The organism is Cupriavidus taiwanensis LMG 19424 (assembly GCF_000069785.1).
Classification (GTDB): Bacteria; Pseudomonadota; Gammaproteobacteria; order Burkholderiales; family Burkholderiaceae; genus Cupriavidus; species Cupriavidus taiwanensis.
The window spans coordinates 102,019-118,103 of the sequence record NC_010530.1; the positions used below are offsets into that span (position 1 = coordinate 102,019).

The window sequence follows — 16,085 nt, forward strand, 5'->3', positions numbered from 1 at the left end:
CATCTAACAGTCACGGCACCGGCCAGACCGGCCGGCCGCTGCAAACACACACCGGCAGCACGGGGAAGGAAGGACATCATGGGCGAGGCAAAACGGCGGGGTACTCCCGAGGAGCGTGCGGCACAGGCACGCGCAAAGATCGAGGCCTTGCGCCCCGCCCAGCTGGTCTGCGGGCACTGCAAGACCGCGTTCGCGCAGTTCGACACGCTCGACGTGCCAGGCCTGCCCGGCATCGACGCGGTGTTCGGGGGCGAATGCCCGGGCTGCGGCAATGACGTGGTGGTGTTCAAGGGCGCGCCCGAGGCCGTCGCCCAGGCCATGATCGCCTGGGAAAAGATGCTCGGCGCCGACGCACAGCTTGGCTACCAGTCCAGCGACGGCCGCCACGTGCCGTTCGAGCCCGAGGGCGCGGCCGGGGCGGTGCCGGACAAGCCCGCGGGCACCCTTCACTGAGCCGCGGGCGGCCCCGCCGGCTGCGCGCTGGGCGCGTCCGCCAGTTCGGGCGGGCCGATCTCGTAGCGGCCGCGGCCCGCGCCCTTGGCGCGGTATAGCAGCACGTCCGCGAGCCGCATCAGCTCGTGCTCCTGCGCGGCGCCGCCGCGATACAGCGCTACGCCGATGCTGACGTCGACGTCGGCGTGCACGCCTTCGAAGCGGAACGGCGCATCCATCGCCTGCAGGATCGCTTGCGCGACCCGGCGCGCGGCGCCTGCCTGCGGCAGGTCTTCCAGCACCACCGCGAACTCGTCGCCGCCAAGCCTGGCCACGGTATCGCTGTCACGCACGCAGCGGCGCACGCGCTGGGCAAAGTCCTGCAGCAGCAGGTCGCCGGCGGCGTGGCCGTGGATATCGTTGACTGCCTTGAAGCGGTCCATGTCGAGATACAGCAGCGCCATCAGCGTGCCCTGCTCGCGGCTGCGCGCCATGGCCGCGTGCAGCTGGCCTTCGAAGGCGCTGCGGTTGAGCAGCTGCGTCAGGTGGTCGGTGCGCGACATGCGCGCCAGGCGCTGGGTCTCGAGCTTGCGCTGGGTGATGTCCTGCACGTGGACATGCACGCCCACCACTTCGCTGCCGTCGGCGCTCCATTCCGGGCGCAGGCTGGTTTCCATGCAGTGGTAGACGGGGACCTCGTCCTCGGTTTCGAAGATCACCGCGCTGCCGGCCAGCGCGCGTTCCAGGTACGGCCGCACGTGCGCGAAGCGGGCTTCGCCCAGCACCTCGCGCATGGGTTTGCCGCGCAGTTCTTCGGGCTTCAGGCCGAACACGCGCTCATAGGCCAGGTTGTTGAACACATAGCGCGCGTCGGTATCGACGAAGGCCAGCAGCGACGGCAGCGTGTCGGTCACCGCGCGCAGCCGCCGCTCGCTGCGGTCCAGCGCCTGGCGGCGCTCGCGCACGTCGCGCATCAGCTTGATAAAGGCGCGCGTCAGGTCGCCGATTTCGTCGCGCTGCTGCCGCGTGGGCAGCCGCTCGAAGGCGGACAAGTCGTTGGCGCTGGCCAGCACCACCCGGTGCAGGCGCGACAGCGGCGTCAGCTGGCGCCGCACTGCCAGCCAGATCAGCAGCGCCACCCCGGCCATCGCCACCCCGGCCATGCCGAGAAAGCGCTGCTGCATCTGCCGCAGCGGGGCGTAGGCCTCGCGCGCCGGCAGCAGCGCCACCAGTTCCCAGCCGGTGGTCGACATCAGATGGCGCGCAATCACCGGCCGCGCCGGCGTCAGGAATTCCAGCGGCGCCGGGCTGTCGTCCTCGCCGCAGGTGTCGCCCACTGGCCGGGCCGGCTGGCGGGCCTGGGCGGGGTCGGGATGGCGCACGTAGACGGGCTCGCGGCCCGCGGATACCAGGCAGTAGTAGCCGGTGGTGCCGAGGCGGTTGTGCAGGATGTCGACCAGGAAGTTGGCGCTGGACAGGTCCAGCCAGCCGCCCACCAGGCCCAGGAAGCTGCGCTGCGGCGACAGCACCGGCACCGAAACCAGCACGCCCATCTGGCCGCTGGTGCGCGAGCGGATCGGCGGCGATACCACCGGGGCCAGCGTGCGCGTGGCCTCGCGGAAGTAGTCGCGGTCGCGGACTTCGGCGCCGGCGCCCTGGTCGCTGAGGACATTGCCGTGCTGGTCGGCAACCAGCAGCGCGTTGAACGCCGCCGGCACCGGGATCGCGTCGGACAGCGCCTGCAGCGCGCGCTGCCGCATCGCGGCGGCGTGCGCGCCGTGCGCCTGCGCCATCAGGCCGCCGAGCCGGTCGGCCTGGTGCGACAGCAGCTGGATACGGTCGTTCATGGCCGTGTCGAGCTGGTTGGCGGTCAGCTTGACCACGGAATCCTGCTGGCCTTCGAGCGCATCGTGCAGATCGCTGTGCGCGTCATACAGGGCGATCAGTATGATGCCGGTGCCGAACACCGCGGCCAGCACGGTGGTGATGATCGCAATGCGCGCTTTCAGCGTGGGCGTGTAAACGGGCATGTCGGGTGCAAGGGGGGCGCAAGGGCCGCGAGGAAGAGCGCGAGCTTGTCGCAACCTGCAGGTCGAGTCTCGGGTGCAACCCTACCATACCCCCGCCCTCGCGGGGCATCCGGCATTTCCCCGCGCGCGGTGCCATGCCGCGGCGGGGCTGTGCGCGCTGCCTGCGCCACGGTATAGTCCCCCGCTAAGGCGAGGGCTGGCCGCGTGGCGGCATGCCTGCGCAGGGGAAGTGCCCCTGCCGCATGCCGGAACCCACCGACCATGAGACTGACTTCGCTTTCCCCCGCCCTGTTGTCCTTGCTGGTCGCGGCCGGCGGCGCGATGCTGACGGCGGGGGCATGGCTGCAGGCCGACCGGCTCGAGCGCCATGCCGCCCAGCAGCACTTCGATGCGCTGCTGGCGCAGGCCGGCAGCGCGCTGCGCGAGCGCATGCAGGAGAACGAACGGCTGCTGCGCGGCGTGGCCGCGGTGATGACCGCCAATCCTGGCGCCTCGCGCGCGCAATGGCGCAACTACCTCTATACCGCGCAGCGCGACGACCTGCCGGCCGGCACCCAGGCCATCGGCTACGCGCCGCTCACCACGCCGCAGCAGGTGCCCCGGCTGGTGCAGGCCGCGCGCGCCGACGGCCTGGCCGATTACAGCATCCATCCCGCCGGCGCGCGCGCGCTGTACGCGCCCATTCTCTACATCGATCCGCTGGACGGGCGCAGCATGCGCGTCGCGGGTTTCGACATGCTGTCCGAGCCCACCCGCAGGGCCGCGCTCGAAGCCGCGCGCGACAGCGGCGAGCCGCGCCTGAGCGCCGGCCTGGACCCGATCGGCGAGCCCGAAGCCGTGGCGCGCCAGCGCGGTGCGCTGGTGTTCCTGCCGGTCTATGGCGCCGGTGCCCCGCTCAGCACGGTGGCGCAGCGGCGCGAGGCCGTGCTGGGCTACGTCTACCTGTCATTGCGGCTGGGCGACCTGATGCGCGCGGTCGGGGCCTCGGCATCGAACGAACTCGAGCTGTCGCTGCACGAGGGCGGCCCCGCCGCCGCCGGCGCGCTGCTGTCGGGCGGCCCCACCGAAGGCGAGCTGCGCGAAGACGGCAGCGCCCCGCTGCTGCAGGGCGAGCGCCAGTTCCACTATGGCGGCCGCAGCTGGACGCTGCGCGCCGCCACCCGTCCCGCCTTCGAAGCCGCGCATGGGCCGCGGCCCGCTTTGCTGGTGCCGGCCGCGGGGGGCCTGGCGACGCTGCTGCTGGCCTGGCTGACTTATGCGCTGGCGCGCCAGGGCCGCGCCGCGCGGCAGCGCGAGGCCCGCGCCGTGCACGCCTGGGAAGACGACAGCGCCATGCTGCAGGCCTGCCTGGCGCAATCCGCCGACGGCTTCGTCGTGACCGATGCGCATGGCGTGGTGGTGCGCGCCAGCGAGCGCGCCGGGCAATTGTTCGGCACCAATGCCACGCGCCTGGCCGGACGCAGCCTGGACGCGCTGATTCCCGGCGCCACCGGCGTGGTCCCCGCGGACGCCGCGGCAGGTTCCGCGATCCGCCGCGAACTGGCGGGACTGCGCGCCGACGGCGACCGCTTTGCGCTGCGTGTCAGCGCGGCGCGGCTGCCCGCCGCCGAAGGCGCCGCGTCCCACTGGCTGTGGACGGTTACCGACCTTGCGCCCGAGCGGCGCGCGCAGGACGCCGCCGCGATGCAGGCGGCGCGCTATGCCGGCCTGCTTGACCACGCCGCGTTCTGCGTCATCACCTTCGACGAGGACGGCCTGATCACCGGCATCAACGCGGCCGGCCAGCGCATGCTGTGGTACAGCAGCACCGAACTGGTCGGCCACATGCCGGTGACCGGGCTGCATGTCGCGGCCGAACTGGCCGACCACGCGCGCGCGCTGAGCGCCGAGCTGGGTGCGCCGGTGGCGCCGGGGCTGCCCGCGCTGCTGGCCAAGCCGCGGCTGGGGCTGACCGATGAACGCGAATGGACCTGGGTGCGCAAGGGCGGCTCGCGCATGCCGGTGCGGCTCGCGGTGTCCGCGTTGCCCGTGCCGGCGCAGGCAACGGTGGCCGCCGGCTACCAGGCGATCGGCTATGACCTGACCGAGCGCCTGCGCGTGGACGAGTACATCCGCCACCTCGCGCTGCACGATCCGCTGACCGGCCTGCCCAACCGCGCCGAGCTGGGCGAGCGCGCCCAGGCCCTGCTGCTGCAAGCACGCACCCGCGGCGAGCGCGTGGCGCTGCTGCTGCTCGACCTGGACCACTTCAAGCGCATCAACGATTCGCTCGGCCACCCGGTGGGCGACGACGTGCTGCGCACCATGGCCGACCGCATCAAGGGCACGGTGCGCCAGGGCGACCTGGTGGCGCGCATGGGCGGCGACGAGTTCGGCGTGGTGCTGGGCGGCCTGCGCCACGACAGCGAGGCGGAACTGATCGCCGCCAAGATCCAGGCGCGCGTCAATGAAGAGCTGGTGGCCGGCGGCCAGCGCCTGCGGGTGACGCCGTCGGTCGGCATGGCGGTCTTTCCGGACGATGGCGACACGCTGACCGAGCTGCTCAAGTCCGCCGACTCCGCCGTGTACGCCGCCAAGCAGGGCGGGCGCGCGCGCCTGTGCCGGTTTGCCAGCGCCATGGCCGAGGCCTCGCTGGCGCGCTTCACCATCGAAGGCCTGCTGGGGCGCGCGCTGGCCGGCAACGAATTCCGGCTGCGCTACCAGCCGATCGTCGATACCGCCACGCTGACCATCCCCGCGGTCGAGGCGCTGATTACCTGGGAGACCGCCGAACGCGGCGTGATCCAGCCGGCCGAGTTCATCCCCATTGCCGAGCAGAGCGGCCTGGTGGTGCCGCTCGGCGAATGGACCCTGTCCACCGCCTGCCGCGAGATCCAGGCCCTGCGCGAGGAGCTGGGCCGCGAGCTGGAGGTGGCCGTCAATATCTCGCCGCTGCAGCTGCGCCAGGCCGACTTCCCCGACACCGTGGCGCGCTGCCTGCGGCAGGCCGGCTTGCCGCCGCAAGGGCTGGTGATCGAAGTCACCGAGGGCATCCTGGTCGACGGCGGCGAGACCACCATCGAGACCTTCCGCCGCCTGCGCGAATTGGGCGTGGGGCTGTCGATCGACGATTTCGGCACCGGCTACTCCGGGCTCAACTACCTGACCCGCCTGCCGATCAGCCGGCTCAAGATCGACAAGTCCTTCGTCGACGGCGTGGACACCCCCGGCCACGACCAGGCCGTGGCCGCGGCCATCATCGCGCTGGGGCACCAGCTGCATCTCAAGGTAATCGCCGAAGGGGTGGAAACCGAGGCGCAGTTTGCCTTCCTGCGCGCCCAGGGATGCGACGGGCTGCAGGGCTTCCTGTTCAGCCAGGGCGTGCCGCAGCAGGCGCTGCGCGATGTGCTGCGCAAGCCGTTACCGGTCCCCGGCACCGCGGGCACGCCGGCCGCGTCCACTCCGCAACAGGCCTGATCGCACCCGGCGCACCGCATCCCAAATCCCCCGATACCTCCATCGGAATACTTTGCCGATCTGCCATATGGCTGGCATCTGCGCTGCCTATGCTGGCGGCCGGTTCGATCGAGATGCAGGGAGATGCGGTGATGCAGGCAGGCAAGCCAAAGCAGGGCGGGGCGTTCCTGGCCGTGGAGCGGGTCAGCAAGCGCTTTGGTGGCTCCGGCGGCTCCGGCGGCTTCCTCGCGCTGGACGGCGTGTCGCTGTCGGTCGGGCAGGGCGAGCTGCTATGCCTGCTGGGCCCGTCCGGCTGCGGCAAGACCACGCTGCTGCGCATCATCGCCGGCCTGGAGCGCGAGGACACCGGCCGCATCCACGCCGGCGCGCGCGAGCTGACCGGCCTGCCGCCGCAGGCGCGCGACTACGGCATCCTGTTCCAGTCCTACGCGCTGTTCCCCAACCTAACCGTGGCGCAGAACGTTGCCTACGGCCTGCACGGGCGCGGCATGGGGCGCACGCACCGCGACGCGCGCGTGGCCGAAATGCTCGACCTGGTCGGCCTGGCCGGCAGCGAACGCAGGTTCCCGGGGCAGCTCTCGGGCGGCCAGCAGCAGCGCGTGGCGATGGCCCGCGCACTGGCGCCGGCGCCTTCACTGCTGTTGCTGGATGAACCGATGTCGGCGCTCGACGCGCGCGTGCGCGAGCATCTGCGCGCGGAGCTGCGCCAGCTGCAGCGCCGCCTGAACATCACCACCGTGATGGTCACCCACGACCAAGAAGAGGCCATGACCATGGCCGACCGCATCGCCGTGATGGATGGCGGGCGCATCGTGCAGGCCGGCACGCCCGCCGAGATCTACGAGCAGCCGGCATCGGCCTTCGTCGCCGGCTTTCTCGGCCAGGCCAACTGGCTGCCGGGGCACAGCGGGTCGGCCGGGCGCTTCACCATCGGCGAGGGCAGCCAGGCGGTCGAGTTGCTGGTCGACGCGCCGCAGCCGGTGGCCGGCGCCGCCAGGCTGTGCTGCCGCCCGGAGGCGGTGCGGCTGGACCCGGACGCCGCCGAGCCCAACCGGCTGCTGGCGCGCGTGGTCGACCAGACCTACCTCGGCAACCGCTACCGGCTGGCGCTGGAAGCCGACCGCCTGCCTGGCCTGCCGTTGTTTGCCGACGTCGCGCGCGAGGCGCGGCACCGGGTGCCGGAGCCGGGCGGCCACAAGTTCTGGATCGCCTTGCCGGCGCCGGCGCTGCGGGTGTTCGCATGATGCGGGCCGCGACCGCTGCGCTGCCGGCACAGGCGCCGTCGTCCCATCGGCGCGGCACCGGCCTGGCCGCGCGACTGGCGCATGGCGCTCCCGCCGCGATGAAGTGGCTGTGGCTGGCCGGGCTTGCCGCTGGCCTGCTGCTGCCGCTGCTGGCGCTTTTTCGCCAGGCCTGGTTCGACGGCGCGGGCCAGTGGGTGCTGGGCGCGCGCATGGCGGCGCTGGTATCCGGCCCGAACTTCCTGCCGATGCTGGGGCGCAGTGTCGCGGTGTCGCTGACGGTGGTGGCGCTGGTGGTGCCGCTGGCGTTCGGCTTTGCCTATGCGCTGCAGCGTTCCTGCATCGCGCTGCGGCCACTGTGGCGCGGCATTGCGCTGCTGCCGCTGTTCGCCCCGTCGCTGCTGCCGGCGATCGCGCTGGTCTACTTGTTCGGCAACCAGGGCATCTTCCGCGGCGTGTTCGGCCCGGGCGGCATCTACGGATTCTGGGGCATCGTGCTGGGCGAGGCCTTCTACACCTTCCCGCATGCGCTGATGGTGCTGGTGGCGACGCTGTCGCTGGCCGACGCGCGCCTCTACGAAGCGGCACGCGCCATGGGTGCGGGGCCGTGGCGCACCTTCCGCACCGTGACGCTGCCGGGCGCGCGCCAGGGCCTGTTCGCCGCGGCATGCCTAGTGCTGACGCTGGTGATCACGGACTTTGGCGTGCCCAAGGTGGTGGGCGGCGGCTACCCGGTGCTGGCGCTGGAGGCGTACAAGGCCGTGGTGGGACAGCAGCAGTTCGACCGCGGCGCGCTGATCGGCATGCTGCTGCTGGCGCCCGCGCTGCTGACCTTTGCCGTGGACATGGCGCTGCAGCGGCGCCAGCGCACGCAGCTGGGCAGCCGCGCGCAGGTCTACGTGCCGGCGCCCGAGCGCGGCCGCGACGGCGCCTGCCTGCTGCTGGTGCTGGCCGTCAGTGCCGCGCTGCTGGCGGTGGTCGCCACCGCGGTGGGGGCGTCGCTGGTCAAGCTGTGGCCCTATAACCTGGGCCTGACGCTGGCGCACTACGACTTCGACAACATGGACGGCGGCGGCTGGCTGGCCTACCGCAACAGCCTGAAGTTGTCCGTGCTGACCGCGCTGGCCGGCACCGTGGCGATCTTCCTCGGTGCCTGGCTGACCCTGCGCACGCGCGGTCCGGCCTGGCTGCATGGCGTGCTGCGCGCGGGCTTCCTGCTGCCGATGGCGGTGCCTGGCCTGGTGCTGGGGCTGGGCTACGTGTTCTTCTTCAACGCGCCCGGCAATCCGCTGCATCCGCTGTACGGCACCATGGCGCTGCTGGTGCTGTGCAATGTCGCGCATGGCTATACCACCGGCCACCTGACCGCTGCCGCCGCGCTGCGCCAGCTCGACCAGGAGTTCGAGGCCGCCGCGCTGTCGCTGGGCGTGGCGCCGCTGCTGACGTGCTGGCGCGTGACCGTGCCGGTGTGTCTGCCGGCGCTGCTCGATATTTTCCGCTACCTGTTCGTGTCGTCGATGACGACGGTCTCGGCGGTGATCTTCCTGTACAGCCCCGACACCGTGCTGGCCGCGATCTCGGTGCTGAACATGGACGATGCCGGCGATACCGCGCCCGCCGCGGCGATGTCGACGCTGATCCTGCTCACCGCCGTGCTGGCGGCGCTGTTGCTGCACGCGCTGTCAGCCGGCTGGCTGCGCCGCGCGCAGCGCTGGCGCGCCGGCTGAGCCTTCCGTTTTGTCATCCCGCTGCACTGCGCCACACACTGACCGATTTCAAAGGAGGAAACCATGTCCCGCATCACCCGCCTTTCCGCGGCCATTGCAACCGTGGCCGCCGCCACGCTGCCGCTGCTGGCCGGCCACGCCGCCGCCGCCACCGTGCTGACGGTCTACACCGCGCTCGAAGCCGACCAGATCGCCGCCTACAAGGCCGCGTTCGAGAAGGTCCATCCCGATATCGAAATCAAGTGGGTGCGCGACTCCACCGGCATCGTCACCGCCAAGCTGCTGGCGGAGAAGGCCGCGCCGCGCGCCGACGCGGTGTGGGGCCTGGCGGGCTCCAGCCTGGCGATCCTCGACAAGGAAGGGATGCTCGAACCGTACGCGCCGAAGAACCTGGGTGCGATCGATGCCAGGTACCGCAGCGCGGCCAACCCGCCGGCATGGGTCGGCATGGACGTGTGGGGCGCGGCGATCTGCTTCAACACGGTCGAGGCGCAGAAGCAGGGCCTGCCCAGGCCCACCTCGTGGGCCGACCTGACCAAGCCGGTCTATGCCGGCAAGGTGGTGATGCCGCATCCGGCGTCGTCGGGCACGGGCTTCCTTGACGCCAGCGCATGGCTGCAGATGATGGGCGAGCAGAAGGGCTGGCAGTACATGGATGCCCTGCACAAGAACATCGGCCTGTACACGCACTCGGGTTCCAAGCCGTGCAAGATGGCCGCGCAAGGCGAGTTCCCGATCGGCATCGCGTTCGAGTACCGCGCCATGAAATCGAAGAAGGAAGGCGCGCCGATCGATATCGTGCTGCCCAGCGAAGGCCTGGGCTGGGACATCGAGGCGACCGCCATCGTCAAGGGCACGAAGAACCTGGAAGCCGCGCGCAAGCTGGCCGACTTCTCGGCGTCGCGCGAGGCGATGGCGCTGTATGAAAAGAACTTCGCGGTGCTGGCCGTGCCAGGCATTGCCAGGCCCGACGCGTTGCTGCCGGCGGACTACGAGAAGCGGCTGATCAAGAACGACTTCCGCTGGGCCAGCGATAACCGCGACCGCATCCTGGCCGAATGGAGCAAGCGCTACGAAGGGAAGGCGGAGAAGAAATAAGAGCCGTTGGGCCGGCGCCGCGGCGGCACGAGCAGCCCGCAGAAACGGGTACGCTGTCGGCGCCGCGGCCGCCGCTGACGGGCCCGATTGAGCCCGATTCAGGCCGAGCGTTTGGCGTCGTCGGACGCGGACGCCGGCAGGCCGGCGTGCAGCCGGCGGTAGAGTTCGTCGATGCGCTGGCGGCTGGCCTGCAGTTCTTCGCGGCCGCGTTCGGTCAGCAGGTAGACCCGGCCGATGCCGTCGCGCAGCACGCTTTCCAGGTAACCTTCCATTTGCAGCGCACGCAGCAGGGGGCGCACCGAGCCGATATCGACCTGGAAGCCATACTCCATCAGCATGTCGGCCAGCATGGCCACCGTGGCGGGCACTTCCAGCGCGAATTGCAGGACGTAGACGCGGGCCAGCAGGCCCAGGAACTGTCGTTTCATGTGGATTGGCAACGCGACTGGCGCCGCGCCGGTTGACGCAGGATGCGGGCAGTGTGATGCCCGCGGCGCCGCGGGCGACGGCCAACCGAGAGGTCGGTTGCCGGTGCGCCGGGCAACGCGCATTCTACCGGATCAAAAAAAGAAGCCGCCAGGAGGCCTGGCGGCTTGTCGGGAATGCGTCGGAGGGGTCAATTAACTCTGGCGCAGACCAGATTTTAATTTAATCTAATCCGGATTGTCACGCGTCCGTGTCGCGTCCCCTCCTGCGAGGGGAGGGAATGAAAGGTCCCGGTAAGAAAGTGACGTATTTACGTGACATTGTGGCGAAAACGCCGCTCATTTGCGCGTAAAACTGCGAAGCTGCCCTCAATCTCCAGCCCTTGCCAGCCAGGCAAACGATGCTGCCGGGCCACAGGTCCGAATCCGGCTTGCGGCCGGCGCTGCACCGGCGTCCAATGCGGCATTGCCGATTTTGCCGGCGGGGTGTCCCCTCGCCTGACCAATGAAACCCCTCGACTTGCTCCGCCTGCTGGCGCTGGCCGCCCTCTGGGGCGGCAGCTTCCTCTTCATCCGCATCGGCGCGCCGGTGCTGGGGCCGGTGCCGACGGCCTTCGTGCGCGTGCTGATCGGCGCCCTGACGCTGGCGGCGTGCCTGCCGTTGCTGGGCCTGCGCTGGAACATGCAAGGCAAATGGCCGGCGGTGCTGGCGCTGGGCGTGGTCAACTCGGGCATTCCGTTCGCGATGTATGCCGTGGCGGCGCTGTGGCTGCCGGCCGGTTACTCGGCCGTGTTCAACGCCATGACCCCGCTGATGGGCGTGGCAATCGGCGCGCTGGCTTTTTCGGAACCGCTGACGCGGGCGAAGGCCATGGGCGTGGTGCTGGGCGTGGCGGGAGTCGGGGTGCTGACGCGCACCGGGCCGGTGGCCTTTTCCACGGAGGTCCTGCTGGGGGCGCTGGCTTGCCTGTTTGCCACCGCGTGCTACGGGCTGTCGGGCTTTCTTGCCCGGCGCTGGATCACGCAGCGCGGCGGGCTGGACAGCCGGCTGGTCGCGGCCGGCAGCCTGCTCGGCGCGGCGGCGTTCCTGCTGCCCTTCTGCGTCGCGGCGCTATGGCGCCACAACACCCTGCCAGACGCGGGCGTCGGCGTGTGGGCGGCGATGGTGGGCCTGGGCACGCTGTGCACGGCGCTGGCCTACATCCTGTATTACCGGCTCATTGCGGACCTTGGCCCGGTGCGCTCGCTGACCGTCACCTTCCTGATCCCGCCGTTCGGCATGGTGTGGGGCGCGCTGTTCCTGGGCGAGGCACTGTCGTGGGCGCATGCCGCCGGCGGCGCGCTGATCGGGATGGCGGTGTGGCTGGTACTGCGGCCGGGGGCTGCGCGGGAAACGGGAAGCAGCCAGATCGCCGCGACTACCGCTGAACGCTGACGCAGGCCACGTGGATGCGGTGGAGGCCCTACGGAGACTACCTCGCGCAATTTGCGCAAGCGGGGATCTGATCCCGCATGCCGCGTGGGCGGATTGCCGCAACGCTCGGCATCACGGCAGCACAGCTCGACATCTGACCGGAGCGGCCGGTTCAGGCCTGCGCCGCGGTGCCCACGTTGTACTGCGCGCGCACCATCATCAACACGCGGCGCGCCTGGCGCCAGTGACGCATGGCGTCGGCTTCGCTGCGTTCGGGAAAATCGACTTCGGCGCTCCAGTTGCAGCCGGTATGGTCGGGACGGTGCACGCACACCGCGCGCAGCTGGCAGTCGTGGCAGCCGGGCTCCTGGCGCAGGCACAGGTTGATCAGGTGCTTCAATTCGGACAGGGGTTTGGTCAGGCGCTCCATGGATGGCTCCGTCAGGCGCGCAACATGCGGCGGGGCGGCGTGATCAGGCGCTGGCCGGCAGTTCCGGCACGCGCTGCGCATCGGCAGCGCCGGCGCGGCACTGCGGGCATACGCCATACAGCACCAGCATATGCTCGCGCAGCTCAAAGGCGTTGTCGGCGGCAACCTGGCGCTGGCGCTGCTCGATGCGCTCGTCGCGGAATTCCTCCACGCGGCCGCACGCCACGCAGATCAGGTGGTCGTGGTGACCGCCCTCGTTCAGTTCAAATACCGCGTGGTCCGACTCGAAGCTGTGCCGCAGCAGGATATCGGCCTGCACCAGCTGGTTGAGCACGCGGTACACCGTCGACAGTCCGGCATCCTCGTCCTGCGTCAGCAGGATGCGGTAGACATCTTCCGCGCTCAGGTGGCGCCGGGCGCTGGCGCGGAACACTTCTAGGATGCGCATCCGCGGCGAGGTGGCCTTCAGGCCGGCGCGCTTGAGGTGGCTCGGGTTGGTGCTCTCGGATGACATGGCGGATGGCATAGGCATGCTGCGGCTGGCGCCCCGCAGTCAGGGCGGCGCCCGGCCTGGCGCCGCACGGGCACGGCGTCAGTGGCTTGGCGGAATTTCAGGCGGGAAGCGCCAGGGCCGGCCGGGCGCTGGCGCCCTCGTCCCTGGCGGCGCGACGTGCCTGCACGGCGCGCGGAATAAAAAGGTGGCCTGGCTTGCCGCCGGAAGACGCGATCGGGAAAGCGGGGTCTGGTTGCTTTCCCGATCTTCCGGAGACTGGCTACTACCAAACGCTCCGCGTGACGGAGCGGTCCCCACAAAAGTCGGTATCGAAGGCCGCGGGGGCGGCCGCCGGAAATCTGTCATGCCCGCCAGCGCTGGATGCCGTCGCGTGCCGCGAGGGGGGCCAGCCTGGCCGGTCTGCCCGCGACGTCCGGTGCTTGTCTGTGTGCACCGCGCGTCAGGCAGTGATCGAATAGTAAATGGGAATCGATCTCATTACAAGGAAAATTTTCGGGTAGAGATTTTCGGGTAGAGCACATTCTGTTCGGCAGTGACTTCCCCTACGCGCCCGGATCTTCAGGCGGCTCGGGGAAAACCATTATTTGACACTGTCTCAAAATACCCTCAATATTGATTGTATATCAAATAAATGAAAAGGCCATCGTAGCATTAGCGAGATTTCGATGTGCCCGCGAACACGAGACGCAAGCCCCCCGACGCGATGAATCCTCGGCGGGGCTCTACCATCACCGGAGGAGCCATGAAGAAATACCTGCCCATCGCGGGCGCCATGCTCGCGGCGGCGGTCACGCACGCCCATGCGCAGTCGTCGGTCACGCTTTATGGTGTGGCGGACATCGGCATCGAGTACCTGAACCATGTGCCCGATGCCACGCGGCAGAGTAGCAACCTCTTCCGTATGACGTCCGGCAATATCGCCGGAAGTCGCTGGGGCATGCGCGGTGTCGAAGATCTTGGCGGTGGGCTGAAGGGTGTGTTCGTGCTGGAAGGCGGTATGGTGCTCGACACAGGGATGGCATCGCAGGGCGGACGGCTCTTCGGGCGCAAGGCGTACGTCGGACTGGACAGCAACGCGTTCGGGCAGTTCACCATGGGGCGACATCACAACCTGATGTTCGACCTGATCATCACGTATGACCCAATGTACTTTGCACCGAAGTACTCGGCCTTCAGCCATGATCCGTGGTTGGCGGGTAGGGTCGACAATGCGGCCAAATACACAGGCAAGTTTGGCGGCCTGACGATTTCAGGGCTTTACAGTTTCGGTGTTGATTCGACTGTAGCTAATGGATCGGAGGTTCCCGGAAATAGCCGAGTCGGCCGCGACATGAGCGCTGGCTTCAGCTACCAGGCCGGAAAGTTCCGCTTCGGCGGTGTCTATGATCAGCTCAACGGCAATTCAGCCTCGAAGGCAAGCCTCACCGAACGACGTTATGTCGGTGCCGCGGCGGTTGACGTTGGTCCCGTGACGGCATACCTCGGCTACCGCCGTCTGGTGAGCCAACTCGTGACGACGATGTCCCGCACAGATTTGATGTGGGCGGGGGCAAACTGGAACCTCGCACCGAACTTTGCATTGACTGGGGCGGTATACAAAACCAACGATCGTACCTCGGCGAGGGATCCCATCTCATTCGTGGTATCCGCCGATTACCGGTTGTCGAAGCGTACCGATGCCTATGTGACCGCGTCTTACACAAAGAACAAGAGCGGATCGGCGCTAAGCGCGAACGGCTATGACGGTTCCGTCCTGCCCGGTGAAAATCAAATTGGCGCCGTCATCGGCATGCGCCACAGCTTCTAAAGCGGCTTCATCTTCTGTGCGGCATTGCCGTACCTTGAAAGCACGCGCCCTGGCAGGCGCGTGCTTCTTTTTCCGCATGATCAACGAACGCGACAAGGTTTACCATTATTTGACATGGTATCAAATCGCGCCTACATTATTGAGACGGTAGCATTTATCAGAGGAGACATCGTGACAGATCAAGAGAAGCCGACGGTGACAGCGGGCATGCGGGGGGCGTCATGGGACGCACGGCTGATGTCCAGACCCTATCAAATGGTCCCCTATGCACTCAACACGGCAGATGGCCAGCGCACGCTAGGCTTCTTGTTCACGGTCACGGGAAAAGAAAAGACCGTCGTCTCCCTGATGCACCCCCGCGAAATGGCCATCACCCATTACCTGGTGCCGTTCGTGCTGGACGCCGGCTGCGCCTGCTGGGTCCAGGGCCCGCGCTCGATTGGCAACGATCTGCGCCTGGAGCATGAACTCGCCTTGCTCGACGTAGCCGCCGGCATGGCCCACTTGCGCGAGCTGGGTTACGAGCGCATCGTGCTGCTAGGCAACTCCGGCGGCGCGGGGCTGTATGCCTTCTACAACCAGCAGTCGCAAGCCGCCTCCGACCAGCGCATCGCCCGCACGCCAGGCGGCCGCCCGACCAGCCTGGCCGAAGCCGAGATGCCCGTGGTCGACGGCATGATCCTGGTGTCGCCACACCCCGGCCAGGGCAAGCTGCTGATGAGCGGCCTCGACCCCTCCGTGGTCGACGAGAACGACCCCATGCAAACCGACCCGTCGCTCGACCCGTTCTCCGCCGCCAACGGCTTTGATGCCGCCGCCGGGCGGGGCAGCTACGCGCCGGACTTTATTGCGCGCTACCGGGAAGCACAGGAGAAACGTGCGGCTCGCATCGACACCCGCGCCCGCGCACTTCTCAAGGCGAAGCATGAAGCCAGGCAGCGCATCAAGGGCGGCAGCGGCACCGAAGCCGACCGCCGCGTGGCTGCGCATGCCCCCATCTTCCAGGTCTGGCGCACCGATGCCGACCTGCGCTCATGGGACATCTCGCTCGATCCCTCGGACCGCAAGACCGGCTCGCTGTGGGGCAGGGACCCGTTCGTGTCGAACTGGGGCAGCGTCGGCTTCGGCCGCGTGGTCACGCCGGAGTCGTGGCTGTCGACGTGGTCCGGGCTGTCGTCGAATGCCGCGCTCGACAAGACCCTGGATGCCCTGCACCAGCCCACGCTGCTGCTGGAATACACCGGCGACCAGTGCACCTTCCCGGCCGATATCGAAGCGATCTACCGCCAGATCCCCAGTGCGCGCAAGCAGCACCTGCGCGTGCGCGGCAACCACCACGGCATGGCGCTGAGCCGGGACGAAGAACCGGGCCAGCGCATCGCCGGCCGCCATATCGTCGCCTGGCTACGCGAGAACATGAGCTAGCCGGCAAGCCACCACCAGAGCCAGCGCGCCGTCGCCCCTCCGACACCAACGCACGCGGCTCCGACCATCGACAACACAGGGTAGAG

Annotated in this window: 12 protein-coding genes; 8 read left to right on the plus strand and 4 right to left on the minus strand. The window is 69.1% G+C overall.

All coding sequences use genetic code 11. From position 1 onward, the window contains the following. Nucleotides 1-78: 78 nt before the first annotated feature. A complete protein-coding gene (locus tag RALTA_RS16240) occupies nt 79-453 on the plus strand; it encodes a hypothetical protein (protein ID WP_012354957.1) in 375 nt (124 codons plus the stop codon). On the opposite strand, the gene RALTA_RS16245 is transcribed toward RALTA_RS16240, so the two are convergent. Next, the gene (locus tag RALTA_RS16245; RefSeq protein ID WP_012354958.1) at nt 447-2,462 is read right to left on the minus strand and encodes a sensor domain-containing diguanylate cyclase; all 2,016 of its coding nucleotides are present in this window, start codon (nt 2,460-2,462) and stop codon (nt 447-449) included. The genes RALTA_RS16240 and RALTA_RS16245 overlap by 7 nt on opposite strands. Before the next feature lie 261 nt (nt 2,463-2,723). On the opposite strand from RALTA_RS16245, the gene RALTA_RS16250 reads away from it, so the two are divergent. The 4 genes from RALTA_RS16250 (at nt 2,724) to RALTA_RS16265 (ending at nt 9,984) form a co-directional block, all read left to right on the plus strand. Further along, nucleotides 2,724-5,918, plus strand: a complete 3,195-nt coding sequence (locus RALTA_RS16250) for a bifunctional diguanylate cyclase/phosphodiesterase (protein WP_012354959.1) — start codon at nt 2,724-2,726, stop codon at nt 5,916-5,918. Nucleotides 5,919-6,049: 131 nt separating this feature from the next. After that, nucleotides 6,050-7,162 (plus strand): putative 2-aminoethylphosphonate ABC transporter ATP-binding protein, encoded by a 1,113-nt coding sequence (locus tag RALTA_RS16255; RefSeq protein WP_012354960.1) that lies wholly within the window; start codon nt 6,050-6,052, stop codon nt 7,160-7,162. Continuing rightward, a complete protein-coding gene (locus tag RALTA_RS16260) occupies nt 7,159-8,886 on the plus strand; it encodes a putative 2-aminoethylphosphonate ABC transporter permease subunit (protein ID WP_041232407.1) in 1,728 nt (575 codons plus the stop codon). The genes RALTA_RS16255 and RALTA_RS16260 overlap by 4 nt, the downstream gene beginning before the upstream one ends. Nucleotides 8,887-8,949: 63 nt before the next feature. Next, nucleotides 8,950-9,984 (plus strand): putative 2-aminoethylphosphonate ABC transporter substrate-binding protein, encoded by a 1,035-nt coding sequence (locus RALTA_RS16265; RefSeq protein ID WP_012354962.1) that lies wholly within the window; start codon nt 8,950-8,952, stop codon nt 9,982-9,984. Nucleotides 9,985-10,082: 98 nt separating this feature from the next. On the opposite strand, the gene RALTA_RS16270 is transcribed toward RALTA_RS16265, so the two are convergent. Continuing rightward, nucleotides 10,083-10,412: a PadR family transcriptional regulator gene (locus tag RALTA_RS16270; RefSeq protein ID WP_012354963.1), complete on the minus strand. Its 330-nt coding sequence runs from the start codon at nt 10,410-10,412 to the stop codon at nt 10,083-10,085. A gap of 502 nt (nt 10,413-10,914) precedes the next feature. Here RALTA_RS16270 and RALTA_RS16275 point away from each other — a divergent pair. Further along, nucleotides 10,915-11,844, plus strand: a complete 930-nt coding sequence (locus RALTA_RS16275) for a DMT family transporter (protein WP_012354964.1) — start codon at nt 10,915-10,917, stop codon at nt 11,842-11,844. A 151-nt stretch (nt 11,845-11,995) separates the two neighbouring features. Here the strand turns inward: RALTA_RS16275 and RALTA_RS16280 are convergent, their stop codons facing one another. Beyond that, a complete protein-coding gene (locus tag RALTA_RS16280) occupies nt 11,996-12,253 on the minus strand; it encodes a hypothetical protein (protein ID WP_012354965.1) in 258 nt (85 codons plus the stop codon). Nucleotides 12,254-12,296: 43 nt separating this feature from the next. Then, entirely contained in the window at nt 12,297-12,785 is a 489-nt protein-coding gene (gene fur, locus RALTA_RS16285) for a ferric iron uptake transcriptional regulator (RefSeq protein ID WP_012354966.1), read from the minus strand. A gap of 724 nt (nt 12,786-13,509) precedes the next feature. Here fur and RALTA_RS16290 point away from each other — a divergent pair. Both RALTA_RS16290 and RALTA_RS16295 read left to right on the plus strand, forming a co-directional pair. After that, on the plus strand, nt 13,510-14,574 hold the full coding sequence (locus RALTA_RS16290; RefSeq protein ID WP_012354968.1) for a porin: 1,065 nt from the start codon (nt 13,510-13,512) through the stop codon (nt 14,572-14,574). A 237-nt stretch (nt 14,575-14,811) separates the two neighbouring features. Continuing rightward, nucleotides 14,812-15,999, plus strand: a complete 1,188-nt coding sequence (locus tag RALTA_RS16295) for an alpha/beta fold hydrolase (RefSeq protein WP_041232408.1) — start codon at nt 14,812-14,814, stop codon at nt 15,997-15,999. The last annotated feature ends 86 nt before the right edge of the window (nt 16,000-16,085 follow it).